Origin of the sequence: Acinetobacter sp. 10FS3-1 (genome assembly GCF_013343215.1) — a bacterium.
In the GTDB taxonomy this organism is placed as follows: Bacteria; Pseudomonadota; Gammaproteobacteria; order Pseudomonadales; family Moraxellaceae; genus Acinetobacter; species Acinetobacter lwoffii_C.
In genome coordinates, this window is record NZ_CP039143.1 from 1,245,837 (window position 1) to 1,259,570 (window position 13,734).

Sequence of the window (13,734 nt, forward strand, 5' to 3'; positions counted from 1 at the left end):
TATATACTCTTTAATTTTTATGGCGTTTCCCCGAAATTCGGCACCAGTTTTCATCACGTTTTTCGACTTCTAATATATCAAAATGTTTTGAGTAAATGCTAGTAACTTCAGTCACTTGCTCTTCAATTACACCTGCAAGTGCGAACTCTGCCTCAGGTTTGACTAAATTTGCAAACTCAGGCTCAAGCATCATTAGTGGCCCCGCCAGAATGTTGGCTACAAACACATCTGCTTTCTGCTCGCCCAGCTCTGTATTGAACTCTTCCGGCAGGCCTACATAGAGTTTATCGAGTACGCCATTCAGTTCTGCATTTTGTTGGGTTGCCAGAACAGCTTGTGGATCGATATCAGTGGCATATGCTTTTTTCGCACCTAGTAATAGGGCGGCGACTGCTAAAATTCCTGAACCGCAACCATAGTCAATGACGATCTTGTCTTTAACATCAGTTTTTCCGAGCCATTGCAAGCAAAGGAAAGTCGAGGCATGGTTTCCGGTACCAAAGGCCAGACCTGGGTCAAGTTTGATATTGACAGCATCAGCTTCGGGGGCTTGCATCCATTCCGGTACAATCCAGAATTTTTCTGCAATCTGAATCGGTGCATAGGCATCCATCCAGGTTCTTTCCCAGGCTTGGTCTTCTAAGAACTCATGCCGCATTGGAACATCTGGGATTTGCAGGCGAATAAATGTTTCAAGAGCGCTGACATCAATTTCTTCATCATCTTCCTGTGCATAGATGCCAGTTACAATGACTTTATTCCAAAGTGGGGTTTCACCTGGAAGTGGTTCCAGTAAATCTTGGTTTTCGGCATCATCCAGTGTCACACTGACTGCACCCAAAGAGCTGAGTAAGGTTTCAGTAAAATCAACTTGAGCCTGATCAACCGTAATATGAATTTGTAACCACTTCACAGAAATTAACCTTTTCTACATGTTTTAAAAAGCTATTGTAACGGAACTTGGGAATGAGCGCTGCTATCTTGTGAGGCTATCACTAAAATAAAAGAGCGCCATAGCTAGGACTGCATCCCAAAAACTTGACAGCTTAAGCCGGGTTTAAAGGATGCATTTTTAAAACGTGGAGTGCTATTGTGCGCTAGACAAGGCCGGTCGAGGGCTAATCGGTGCAAAGCGATTAAGCAAGAAACCAAAGATGGCAGCAAAAATATACATAAAGATCGAGTACACGGCAGCTGGCATGGCGACTGCCGTACTGGACATGACTGTCAACGCAATGGTCATGGCTAAAGTACTATTATGAATGCCAATCTCAAATGCACTGGCCCGAGCCTGAGCTGTATTGATATTCATCAGACGCGGAACAAAATAGCCAATGCTCAGGCTGAAAATGCAGAACAGTACGGCGGCAAGACCTACTTGAGCCAAGTATTCAGCAATATTGCTACGTTCACTATAAATGGCACCTGCGATAATCAGGATCAGGAAAATGACTGCAAAAATACGCAGGGGTTTATTCAGTTTCTCGGTCAGTTTTGGAGAGTAGCGGCGAATCAGCATGCCAATTCCCACGGGAAGCAGAATAATGCCAAAGACCTGCAGGATTTTTGCAAACTGTAAGCTGATTTGCTGGCTGTCCTGCATGAAGTGCATAATTGAAAAGTTAACAATCAATGGTAAGGTCAGCGCCGCAATCACTGAGTTAATGGCGGTCAAAGTAATATTTAGGGCCAGGTCTCCCTTAAACAGATAGCTAAACAGGTTGGCGGTACTCCCACCGGGAGAAGCAGCCAGGAGCATTAGGCCAACAGCAAGTAGAGGTGGAAGCGCCAGTACCTTACACAGTACAAAGGCAATACCAACCAGCAGTACGAGCTGACAGAACAGGGCGACCAGCACGGCTTTGGGGTGCTGGGTCACGCGTGCAAAATCTTTGAGCGTCAGCTCCAGCCCCAAACCCACCATAATAATCGCCAGAGCGAGGGGTAAAAATATAGTAATAATGCCAGAATCCATCTGCATACTCCTTGGTAAAATTATTCTAATCGTTTTGATTTACTTTGGAAAAAGCATACAGCTTAAATCTGGTCATGCCAAGAAAATTACAAATTGGGTAAGTGACGGTTAGGTCTATAATTTACTTTTTGACGGCTGATCATCCAGCCAAAAAACGTGGCAAAAACATACATTACAATACTGTAAATTCCAGCCGGGATAGCAATCGTGACATTGTCTAAAACCGAAATAGCAATGGTCATGGCAATGGCCGTGTTATGAATGCCGATTTCAAAAGTGCAGGCCCGCACCATTCTTTCCGGAATCTTCATCATTAAGGGAAGGCAATAACCGATAAACAGGCTGGAAAAACAGAGTAATACTGTCGCGGTACCGACGCTGGCAAAATATTCAACCAGATTGAAACGTTCCCTAAAAATGGCAAAGGTAAATAAAATGCATAAAAAACTCACAGAGAGCAGGCGCATCGTGTGGTGCGCACTGATCGACAGTTGAGGGAGCTTGGCCCGTACCAGCATGCCGATCATGACCGGAATAATTGTAATCAGAAAAACCTGCATAATTTTTTCAGGCGGTAAGTTGACGCTGCTTTGATCAGCAAGAAAATAATGCAATGACAGATTAATAATAAAGGGTAAGGTAAAGAGGGAAATAACAGTATTGAAAGCAGTTAAAGTGATATTAAGTGCAACATCCCCCTTATATAAATAACTGAACAAATTCGCTGTAGGGCCGCCAGGGGACGCTGACAGGAGCATCAACCCGACTGCCAGCAGAGGAGGCAAGTTTAAAACCAGACAAATCAGAAATGCCAGGCTGGTCAAAATCACCAGTTGAGAAAACAAGGCAATAAAAATTACTTTTGGATAGCGAAGTACCTTGAGAAAGTCTTTGAAGGTCAGTTCCAGTCCCAGCCCCATCATCATAATTGCCAGAGTGATTGGCAAAAATAAACTAAAAAACCCCGAGTCCATGAAGTTTCCTTCTTATTATTCATTTTTTAAGTGTTTTGAAGTTTATCTTAGCTATACAAATAAGCAACAAAAAAATAAAAAACGGACAAAACCTAGTCAGTTTGCCCGTTTGAGTTGAATTTAAATTAAGCTGTTACTCGGGCAGCTTACATCCCTCTCTGAGTGGTTGCAGGCATCGTTTGATTTTGTTGCATCATATTGTTCTGAGGATGAGGAACGGTAAAACCTAAGGCACATTTGCCACGCATTTCAGTACCGTTAATGGTGACTGAGGTTACATTGCCTGTACTACAAGCATTATATAGTTCCGGTTCATCGCCTCTTAAAGAACTGGTGCCTGAAGATGGGAAAAATTGTGGCTCACAGGTACCATTCCAGATAATACCGCGGTAAGCAAAGCTGACTGGTGCACCTTGTGATTTGCCTTTACAAACCTGTTGGTATTTTTGTGCATTATAAACTTTCTCGACCTTATCATTTGCTGAAGTCACAAACGGGGTGAGACATAGACTACAGAGGGCAGCGGATAGAAACAAATTCTTATTCATCTTTTATACCTTTGGTTGTAATGTCAACATAAATAGATTAAAAAATACTCAAAATTAAGCAATGTTAATCAAGTAATTTTTTAAGCTTAAATGTTTAATTTATATATAAAGTCTGCAAGTTAAGATTACATTGCAATACTCAGCAGGACTGAAAAAGTATGGTGTGGAGATAAATTACAGGGGTTCTGTCAAATTTAGGCTGAATTTTGCTATAATACTCAGCTATCCTTTTTTATCTCTCAATATACCACTATGCATTATCCTAAAGTTTACGATGTCATTGTTATCGGTGGCGGTCACGCAGGTACGGAAGCGGCCCTGGCTGCGGCGCGTATGGGGCGACAGACTTTACTCTTGACTCATAATATTGAGACTTTAGGGCAGATGAGCTGTAATCCGGCAATCGGTGGTATTGGTAAGTCGCATCTGGTGCGTGAAGTTGATGCCTTGGGCGGAGCAATGGCGCTGGCTGCTGATAAGGGTGGTATTCAATTTCGTATTTTAAACTCACGTAAAGGTGCAGCAGTACGTGCCACACGTGCGCAAGCGGATCGTGTACGCTACAAGGCTGCAATTCGTGAGACTTTGGAAAACCAGGCGAATTTGGATATTTTCCAGCAAGCTGCAGATGACCTGATTGTTGAAGGCGATACTGTCAAAGGCGTCGTGACTCAAATGGGCATTCGCTTTGATGCCAAAACTGTGGTGCTGACTGCGGGTACATTCCTGGGTGGCATCATCCATGTCGGTCTGGAAAAGTCGAGTGGTGGCCGTGCGGGTGATCCGCCTTCTATTTCTCTTGCACATCGTTTACGTGAGCTGCAACTTCCTGTAGGGCGCTTAAAGACCGGAACCCCACCACGTATTGATGCGCGCTCAGTTGACTTCTCAGTCATGACAGCACAGCCGGGCGATTTCCCGTCACCGACCATGTCGTTCATGGGAGATGCTTCAATGCATCCTGAACAGGTAAATTGCTGGATTACGCATACAAATGAAAGAACCCATGAGATTATCCGTGGTGGTTTAGACCGCTCTCCGATGTATACCGGTGTGATCGAGGGAGTTGGTCCACGTTACTGTCCTTCTATTGAAGATAAGATTCACCGCTTTGCGGACAAAGATTCGCATCAGGTGTTTCTGGAACCAGAAGGACTAGATACACACGAGCTTTATCCAAACGGTATTTCAACGTCATTGCCATTTGATGTTCAGTTTGAGTTGGTGCGTTCAATCCGTGGTATGGAGAATGCGCATATTCTTCGTCCAGGTTATGCAATTGAATATGATTATTTTAATCCGCAAGCCTTGAAGTTTACGCTTGAAACCAAAGCGATCAATAACCTGTATTTTGCTGGTCAAATTAACGGTACTACCGGTTATGAAGAAGCGGGGGCCCAAGGTCTGCTTGCAGGCTTGAACGCTGCACGTCGTGCCTGGGACCAGGAGCAGTGGACCCCGAAACGTGATGAAGCGTATATGGGAGTCCTGGTGGATGATCTGATTACTTTGGGAACCAAAGAACCGTATCGTATGTTCACTTCACGTGCAGAGTACCGTTTGATGCTGCGCGAAGACAATGCGGATCAGCGCTTAACGCCAATTGGCCGTGAACTTGGTCTGGTAGATGATGAGCGCTGGGCAGCGTATTGTGAAAAAATGGAAGCTGTCGAGAGTGAAACAGGGCGTTTGCAAGATCTATGGGCAGCCCCAAATAACCCGATGGGTAAAAAATTCGTAGAGATGACAGGTGCAGATCTTTCCAAAGAATGTTCTGCGATTGATCTGCTGAAACGTCCGAATATTACTTTTGCACAAATCGCAGAACTTACTGGCTCTGAAGTATCACAGCAGGTTGGTGATCAGATCGAGATTGCGGTGAAATACGCAGGTTATATCAACCGTCAGCATCAAGATGTGGCACAAATGAAGCGTCTTGAGGAAACCAGAATTCCTGCAGACTTTGATTATGATGCCGTCTCGGGCCTTTCCCATGAAATTACTCTGAAACTGAAGGATGTGGGTCCTGAAACGTTGGGTCAGGCGAGCCGTATTCCGGGAGTGACACCTGCAGCAGTGCAGTTGGTGATGATTACGATTCGTAAGAATGCCCAAACCAAGAAGTCTGCTTAATCGTTTGAATTAAAAAGGCCCGCTAAATGCGGGCTTTTTTATTGAATCGGGAAGATGATCATTTAAAATGATGATTCTATAGTTATAAGTTACTAATTTTATAAATTATTGATAAGTATAAATTTAATATTTTTGCTTATTTGGTGTTTCTCCTGTTGTTATTGATTTTAGATCTTATTCTTCTTAAATAAGCTCAGGACTCGAGCATAAATCCTACTATTGTAGTGGTGTTTATTTAGCTCGATTCGCTGAACAATTCAATAGTAGGCTAAATATAGACAGAGCCTTTTATTGAAGGAGATCAATCATGATGTTGGCGCCAAAGGAGAAAACACAAAAACTCCTGGTGATTTTTTTGTGTTTTTGGGTCGCATTTTTTGAAGGCTTTGACTTGCAGGCACCTGGAATTGCTGCAAAAGGAATTGCAGAAACATTTGTATTGGGTCAGGTGCAAATGGGCTATGTGTTCAGTCTGGGTGTTTTCGGCATGCTCTTCGGGGCTTTTTTTGGTGGCCGTATTGCCGACTATCTGGGACAAAAACGTGTCTTGATGTTATCTGTGGCAATTTTTGGAATATTCTTTGCACTTACCGCGATTGCGCCGAGTGTTGAGATTTTATATGTAGCACGGTTCCTAACCGGACTGGGTTTAGGTGCGGCGATGCCCACCATGATTTCGGTAGTGGGAGATGAAGCGACAGAAGCCAACCGTGGCAAGTTAAATAGTCTAATGTACTGCGGTTTGCCTGTAGGAGCGATTTTTGTAGCGGGTCTGGCTATCTGCTTTCAGGACATCAGCTGGCAAACCCTGTTTCTGATTGGCGGCTTGACACCTTTGCTCCTGCTTCCATTTATGGCTTTTATTCTGAAGGATAAACCACGTACGGTTCAGTTCGAGCAAGCCAGGCCGCAGGATGTTGCTGTACCGGCTATGACAGATGTACTTTTTAAAGAGCAGCGCTATAAACGTACCGTACCGCTATGGTTTGGCTTTTTCTTTACCTTGATGATTAACTATATTCTGATTAGCTGGTTACCGAACTTGTTGATGGAACAAGGTTTATCCAAGCAGGAAGCTTTTAGTATCATGCTGATCTTTCAGGTGGGAGCGGTGATTGGTACCTTGGGTCTGGGTTATTTGCTAGATCGCTTAAAGCTGTGGCAAGTCGCGATGATCATTTATGTTGGTCTGGCGATTGCATTGGTCCTGCTCTTTAGCAGTCAGGTGATTCCATTGCTGATCTTGGCAGGACTGATGGGTGGGATTTTCTCAACCGGTGGACAATCAATTCTGTATGGTATTTCCCCGATATTTTATACCGGTTCAGGTAAGGTCACAGGGGTGGGTACTGCAATCTCGCTTGGACGTTTGGGTGCGATGACTGGGCCATTGCTGTCCGGCAAGATCTTGGCTTTAGGTTTAGGGGCAACCGGTATTTTGTGGGCAAGTTTGCCAGCAGTCGTGATTTCTGCTGTGGCTGTAACCGCGCTGTCTCGCTATAAGATACAAGATAAATCCTGATTTAAGACGGTTTTTTCTGAAAAAAGAAGGCTAATCATCTCATGCCAGTCATTGAAGCACTGACTGGCATTTTTTATGTTTGGAGTTTGAGTGCCATTTACTGATCGCCATTAGACTAGGACTGCTTTGATGGAAATAGTATCGGGTTGTTATTCGGCTACTATTTTTTGCTAAGATAGGCTCAGATAAGATTTGAATATGAAAGATGAGCTATCAATTAATTCAGCTGGATATTGCAGCGACTGATAATATTGCCTGTCCACATTGTCAGCAAAAAATTATTAACTGGCAAGAAGAGCAGTATATCCAGCCTTGCGAACATACCTTATTTATCGCCATGGATATTGGTTTTGAATATATTACCGATGAATTTGAACAGACCATGCTGCGTTCGGTGGATGATCTGCACGCCAATGATGATCTGGTCAATATGTTTGCCGAGATTAGTGTAAGTCGTTATCCAGACTATCTGATTTTAAAATCAGATTTGGGGATACAGGGATATTCCCGCTATATCGGTATTGCTCCCTGATCCTTTAAAAATCAGATTAATAAAAAAGCGCCCAATTAGTTGGCGCTTTTTTAGGACTGAGTCTAGGGTCTATTGATATTTCGTCTATGCTTGCGACACTAGAGATCTATCTCGCAAGATTTTTTTAGTTCATATAACGCAGGAGACAAGAAGTTTAGTCATTCTAAATGAATGACTCATAACGAGATAACAAAAAACATATTCGTCTTCTTGCACAGTGAACACAGCGATGCTTTGTTCTTGCTTATAGAGCTAACATTCTCTTGGATTTCGTTATAAAACTTGACAAGAATCTCGCTATTTCCTTTCTTTTATGCCTCATCTGCCCAGTTTTAACTTGCAGCGCAATCCATTGATGAAATACACACCTGAATAACTAGGTTTCAGCTTCTTCTTCAACATCGTCATCGGCACTGTCCATTCCAAGTTCTTTAAGTTTGCGGGTGAGAGTGTTGCGTCCCCAGCCTAGCAGTTCTGCGGCATGACGTTTACGGCCACGGGTTTGTTGCAGGGCTGCATTAATCAGAGTGCGTTCAAACATCGGGGTGGCAACATCGAGTAATTTCATTTCGCCATTTTTGAGTTTTTGAATAGCCCACTGACCGAGTAATTCATCCCATTGAGGAGCTGCAATCTGACTTGGATTCGGAATTAGAGCGCTTGCATCCTGCTGCTGGATGGGAATCTGTTTTAACTCTGGTGGCAGGTCTTGAGGATAGATCTCACGACCGGTAATCATGACGGTGAGCCAGCGACAGGTGTTTTCCAGTTGACGCACGTTCCCTTGCCAGGGTAGCTTTTGCATATATTCCTGAGTCTCTGGGCGCAAGATTTTAGGGTTAACGCCTAACTCTTTGCCGGCAAGTGCCAAAAAGTGCTGTGCCAGCATTGGAATATCTTCACTGCGATGAGCCAGTTTCGGAATATGAATTCGAATGACATTCAGGCGATGATATAAGTCTTCGCGGAAACGTCCATCCTGTACCAGTTTTTCCAGATCCTGATGGGTGGCTGCGACAATACGCACATCGACTTTAACCGGAATATGACCACCGACACGGTAAAACTCGCCATCGGCCAGAACACGCAGTAGACGGGTCTGAGTCTCAAAAGGCATATCGCCAATTTCATCTAAAAATAAGGTACCCCCATTGGCCTGTTCAAAACGGCCTTGACGTTGTGTATTTGCCCCGGTAAAAGCTCCCTTTTCGTGACCAAACAATTCGGTTTCAATCAAGTCTTTGGGAATCGCGGCCATATTCAGGGCAATGAAGGGTTTGTTACTGCGCGGCGAATGACGATGCAGGGCATGAGCGACCAGTTCTTTACCGGTACCGGATTCACCATTAATTAATACCGTAATATGCGACTGGGATAAACGGCCAATGGCACGGAAGACCTCCTGCATCGCCGGTGATTCGCCAATAATTTCTGTAGATTGAATAGCTGGTGCTGTTCTGGCAGATTCCTGCTGCTGTAATTTACTTAGATGTAAAATTGCACGATTGACCAAAGCTAGTGCTTCATCAATATCAAACGGTTTTGGCAGATATTCAAAAGCGCCAGTCTGATAACTGGATACTGCCGATTCCAGATCCGAGTGCGCCGTCATAATAATGACAGGCAGGTCAGGATACTTATGTTTGACTTTGCTTAAAAAAGTCAGGCCATCAATACCGGGCATGCGGATATCGGTTAAAATTACGTCGGGCGCATTACTATTTAACTGGTCGAGAGCCGATTGTGCCTCTTCAAAGCTGGTGACATCAAAACCTTCTTCCTTGAAGGTTTTTTCCAGCACCCAGCGCATGGTCCGATCATCATCAATGATCCATATTTTATTGTGTGGCATGGTCTGACTCCCAAGGTAAATATAAGCTAAATATGGTTTTTCCGGGTGTGGAATGACAGGCAATGATGCCGTTGTGCTGATGGATAATATTTTGAGCAATACTGAGGCCAAGTCCGGTGCCTTTGGCACGGCTGGTAACGAGCGGATAAAAGATCGATTCCAGAATATCTTCTGGAACACCAGGGCCATTATCTTCAATATCAATACGGATCACCGAACGGTGTAGCGTACCGTTAATCGTGATCAGGCGCTGAATCCGGGTTCTTAAAATCAGCTCAGGCTGATGCTCGATAAAAAAATCTTTATTTTCCGTTATGGCTTGAATGGCGTTGGCACAGATATTCAGCATGACCTGAATCAATTGATCACGGTCTGCCAGAACTTCAGGCAAAGAAAGGTCATAATCACGAATGATCTTAATTTTTTTCTTGGTCTGGTTTACGATCAGCGCGCGGACGCGTTCAAGTGGTTCATGTACATTCACCATTTGATAACTCGGCAACTGGCGTGAACCGAGCATGGTATCGGCCAGATTTCTAAGCCGATCCACCTCACTGATAATAATGTCAGTAAATTCTTTATATTGCGGATCATTCAGGCTGCGTGCCAAGAGCTGGGTCGCACCACGAATCCCTCCCAGCGGATTTTTGATTTCATGGGCGACTCCACGAATGAGCAGGCGGGCAACCTGATGCTGCTGACTAAAGTTTTCTTCACGGGAGATTTTCAGCATACGGTCACGCTGATTTAGCTCAATCAGCAGAAGTGGGTGATAGTCCTTGCCAGCATTTAAGAGTGACACCATATAGTCCACATGAATGTCTTTAAAGTTGACATTTAGCGTGGCTTCACGGCGTGTATAAGGTTGAGCTGTTCTCAAGGTATTGAGCAGTGCTTCTTCAGTATTAAACTCATCGGTGGGTACATGCAGGATATTCATGACTGGTGTGCCGTATGCGCGTAATAAACTGATATCAAATAAGGCTTCGCAGGCCGAGTTGAGATAAAAGATATTTAGATCACGGTCTACCAGCAAAATAGCGGTGGTCATATTGTCCACCAAAACACGATAGTCAATCGAATTAGGCTGATCCATTAGCAGTCGTTTCCCTGTTTTAAAATGGCGCAATGGCATCTTCATAAAGCCCAATAAAAAATTTAAAAGTTCAAGAGTTAGGCGGATTAAGCAAGATGTACGCCAACTTTACAACTCTATAAAATCCGGCTGAAAATGCACGAAATACGCGATAAGCACATCAATAAATCCAGGTATAACGGATTAAATTCAGCCTGTAAACTAAAAATGATTCATTTTGGTGCATTGTTATTTGTGTTGGTTATTTTATAGCGTTATTTTGGTGCGTGATGCAAAGAGTCAGCTTTTCAACTATTTTTATGATTAGAAAAGTCATACAATACGCGCATTCTAGTGGAGCGCAGATTCATGAAATCCCCCAAAGTCGGTTTTGTTTCTTTAGGTTGTCCTAAGGCATTGGTAGATTCCGAACGAATTTTAACTCAGTTAAAGACTGAAGGTTATGATGTCGCATCGGATTATGACGGTGCTGATTTAGTTGTTGTAAATACTTGTGGTTTTATTGAATCTGCAGTACAAGAGTCTTTAGATGCAATCGGTGAGGCGATGAACGCGAATGGTCGTGTCATCGTAACAGGTTGTCTGGGTAAAGACGAAGACAAAATTCGTCAAATGCATCCGAATGTCCTGAAAGTGACAGGTGCAGCAGCCTATGAAGAAGTAATGGATGCGGTTCATCAATATGTGCCTGAACCACCAAAACACAATCCATTTATTGATCTGGTGCCTGAGCAGGGTATCCGCTTAACTCCTAAACATTATGCATATTTAAAAATATCGGAAGGGTGTAACCATCGTTGTACCTTCTGTATTATTCCGAGCATGCGTGGTGATCTGGTCTCCCGTCCTGTCGGTTCCGTACTTGAAGAAGCAGCAGCACTCAAACGTGCCGGTGTTAAAGAAGTACTCGTGATTTCTCAAGATACTTCGGCTTATGGCGTCGATACCAAATATAAGCTGGATTTCTGGAACGGTCAGCCGGTTAAAACCAAATTCTATGACATGTGCGAAGCTTTAGGTCAGCTTGGCATCTGGGTGCGTCTGCACTATGTCTATCCTTATCCGCACGTCGATGCAGTCATTGATCTGATGGCTCAAGGTAAAATTCTGCCTTATCTGGATATTCCATTCCAGCATGCCAGCCCGCGTATCTTAAAGCTGATGAAACGTCCGGCGCACAGTGAAAACACACTGGAGCGCTTAAAACTCTGGCGTGAAAAATGTCCGGAGCTGGTGATTCGTTCTACCTTTGTGGTCGGTTTCCCGGGTGAAACTGAAGAAGACTTCCAGATATTACTGGAATGGCTCAAGGAAGCGCAGCTGGACCGTGTAGGCTGCTTTACCTATTCACCGGTTGAAGGTGCAACGGCCAATGATTTGCCGGATCATGTGCCGGAAGAAATCAAGCAGGAGCGTTATGAACGTTTCATGCAGGTACAGCAGGAAATTTCCGCGGCAAAACTACAAAAGCGTATTGGTCAGACCATGACTGTGCTGGTTGATGACCTGGAAGATGAATTCCCGGTTGCCGTTGCACGCTCTTATGCCGACGCCCCTGAAATTGATGGCAATGTCTTTGTAGAAGATATTGATAAAAACAGGATTAAGGCGGGTGATGTGCTCGAGGTTGAAATTACTGATGCAGACGAATATGACCTGTTTGCCAAGCTGATTTCGATCAAGTCTGCTTAAGATTTTGAATTAAAAATATTTTGAATTGAATACTTTGGAGTTGGAAGATGTTGGATTCTAAAAAACCTCGATTTGGTCGTATCCTGTTAAAGCTTTCTGGTGAAGCACTGGCAGGGAATAAAGACATGGGGATTGATGCCCAGATCCTGGATCAGATGTCTTTATCGATTGCCCATTTGGTTGGTTTGGGTGTTCAAGTCGGTATCGTGGTCGGTGGTGGTAACCTGTATCGTGGTAGCCAGCTACAAAAAGACGGTCTAGTCGGTCGGGTAACAGGCGATCAAATGGGAATGCTGGCAACTGTAATGAACGGTCTGGCCCTGCGTGATGCCTTGGTGCGCCGTAATATCAAAACACGCTTACTGTCAGCTTTACCAATTGGGACAGTGGTAGAATCTTATTCTAGCCGTGATGCTATCCGTCACCTGACACGCGGTGAAGTGTGTGTATTTGTTGCCGGTACAGGAAACCCATTCTTTACTACGGATACAGCAGCTTGCTTACGCGGTATTGAAATTGAAGCGAATCTGATTCTTAAAGCCACTAAAGTTGATGGTGTTTATAATAAAGATCCAAGCAAGTATGAAGATGCAGTAAAATACAATACATTGACCTTCGATCAGGTACTGGATGAAAAGCTGGGTGTGATGGATTTGACCGCCATTTGTCTATGCCGTGATCACAATGTGCCGCTACAAGTCTTCGATATGAACAAGTCTGGTGCTTTATTGTCCGTTGTGATGGGTGAAAATGAGGGCACTCACGTCACGAATTAATGACGTGAGTCCTGAAGCCATTTATACTAGCCGCTAATTTAGCATTTATCTCTTTAGAATTAAGTAAGGAAGATCATATGATTAACGATCTTAAAAAAGACGCAGAAGAGCGTATGAACAAGTCACTTGACTCATTGGAAAATGGTTTTGCAAAAGTTCGTACAGGTCGTGCACATCCATCTATTTTAAACGGTGTTATGGTTCCTTACTATGGCTCTGATGTGCCATTAAATCAGGTTGCTAACGTAGGTGTTGAAGACTCGCGTACTTTACTGGTTCAGCCATTTGAGCGTTCAATGGTATCTGCAATTGATAAAGCGATTCGTGAATCAGACCTGGGTCTGAACCCGATTACGGCAGATGCAATCCGTGTACCTATGGCCGCTTTAACCGAAGAAACACGTCGCGACATGCAAAAAGTGGCACGTAACGAAGCTGAAAATGCCAAAGTTGCAATCCGCAACATCCGCCGTGATGTATTGGGTGATATTAAAGCCTTATTAAAAGAGAAAGAGATTTCTGAAGATGATGAGCGCCGTGCATCTGACGACATCCAGAAAATTACAGATAAATTTGTTGCTGAAGTAGATAAACGCTTGGCTGCGAAAGAAGCTGAATTGATGAAGGTTTAATT

Annotated in this window: 12 protein-coding genes; 6 read left to right on the plus strand and 6 right to left on the minus strand. The window is 43.8% G+C overall.

What is annotated here, in order from left to right; translation table 11 throughout:
* Positions 1 to 10: 10 nt before the first annotated feature.
* The 4 genes from prmA to E5Y90_RS05845 form a co-directional block, all read right to left on the minus strand.
* Entirely contained in the window at positions 11 to 913 is a 903-nt protein-coding gene (gene prmA, locus E5Y90_RS05830; RefSeq protein ID WP_174659664.1) for a 50S ribosomal protein L11 methyltransferase, read from the minus strand.
* Between the two features lie 174 nt (positions 914 to 1,087).
* Positions 1,088 to 1,975: a bile acid:sodium symporter family protein gene (locus tag E5Y90_RS05835; RefSeq protein ID WP_174659665.1), complete on the minus strand. Its 888-nt coding sequence runs from the start codon at positions 1,973 to 1,975 to the stop codon at positions 1,088 to 1,090.
* An 86-nt stretch (positions 1,976 to 2,061) separates the two neighbouring features.
* Positions 2,062 to 2,949, minus strand: coding sequence for a bile acid:sodium symporter family protein (locus E5Y90_RS05840; RefSeq protein ID WP_174659666.1), 888 nt, complete (start codon positions 2,947 to 2,949; stop codon positions 2,062 to 2,064).
* Positions 2,950 to 3,095: 146 nt separating this feature from the next.
* A complete protein-coding gene (locus tag E5Y90_RS05845; protein WP_174659667.1) occupies positions 3,096 to 3,497 on the minus strand; it encodes a hypothetical protein in 402 nt (133 codons plus the stop codon).
* Positions 3,498 to 3,749: 252 nt separating this feature from the next.
* On the opposite strand from E5Y90_RS05845, the gene mnmG reads away from it, so the two are divergent.
* The 3 genes from mnmG (at position 3,750) to E5Y90_RS05860 (ending at position 7,684) form a co-directional block, all read left to right on the plus strand.
* Positions 3,750 to 5,630: a tRNA uridine-5-carboxymethylaminomethyl(34) synthesis enzyme MnmG gene (gene mnmG, locus E5Y90_RS05850; protein WP_174659668.1), complete on the plus strand. Its 1,881-nt coding sequence runs from the start codon at positions 3,750 to 3,752 to the stop codon at positions 5,628 to 5,630.
* Positions 5,631 to 5,940: 310 nt separating this feature from the next.
* The gene (mhpT, locus tag E5Y90_RS05855) at positions 5,941 to 7,152 is read left to right on the plus strand and encodes a 3-(3-hydroxy-phenyl)propionate transporter MhpT (protein ID WP_174660569.1); all 1,212 of its coding nucleotides are present in this window, start codon (positions 5,941 to 5,943) and stop codon (positions 7,150 to 7,152) included.
* 205 nt (positions 7,153 to 7,357) lie between these two features.
* Complete coding sequence (locus E5Y90_RS05860) at positions 7,358 to 7,684, plus strand: hypothetical protein (protein ID WP_174659669.1); 327 nt, start codon at positions 7,358 to 7,360, stop codon at positions 7,682 to 7,684.
* A 376-nt stretch (positions 7,685 to 8,060) separates the two neighbouring features.
* Here the strand turns inward: E5Y90_RS05860 and glnG are convergent, their stop codons facing one another.
* Positions 8,061 to 9,536, minus strand: coding sequence for a nitrogen regulation protein NR(I) (gene glnG, locus E5Y90_RS05865; protein ID WP_174659670.1), 1,476 nt, complete (start codon positions 9,534 to 9,536; stop codon positions 8,061 to 8,063).
* A complete protein-coding gene (gene glnL, locus E5Y90_RS05870) occupies positions 9,523 to 10,632 on the minus strand; it encodes a nitrogen regulation protein NR(II) (RefSeq protein ID WP_174659671.1) in 1,110 nt (369 codons plus the stop codon). The genes glnG and glnL overlap by 14 nt, the downstream gene beginning before the upstream one ends.
* Positions 10,633 to 10,980: 348 nt before the next feature.
* Between glnL and rimO the strand changes: the two genes are divergently transcribed.
* The 3 genes from rimO (at position 10,981) to frr (ending at position 13,732) form a co-directional block, all read left to right on the plus strand.
* Positions 10,981 to 12,324, plus strand: coding sequence for a 30S ribosomal protein S12 methylthiotransferase RimO (gene rimO / locus E5Y90_RS05875; protein WP_151203819.1), 1,344 nt, complete (start codon positions 10,981 to 10,983; stop codon positions 12,322 to 12,324).
* A gap of 47 nt (positions 12,325 to 12,371) precedes the next feature.
* A complete protein-coding gene (pyrH, locus tag E5Y90_RS05880) occupies positions 12,372 to 13,100 on the plus strand; it encodes a UMP kinase (protein ID WP_151203817.1) in 729 nt (242 codons plus the stop codon).
* A gap of 77 nt (positions 13,101 to 13,177) precedes the next feature.
* Positions 13,178 to 13,732: a ribosome recycling factor gene (frr, locus tag E5Y90_RS05885; protein WP_151203815.1), complete on the plus strand. Its 555-nt coding sequence runs from the start codon at positions 13,178 to 13,180 to the stop codon at positions 13,730 to 13,732.
* The last annotated feature ends 2 nt before the right edge of the window (positions 13,733 to 13,734 follow it).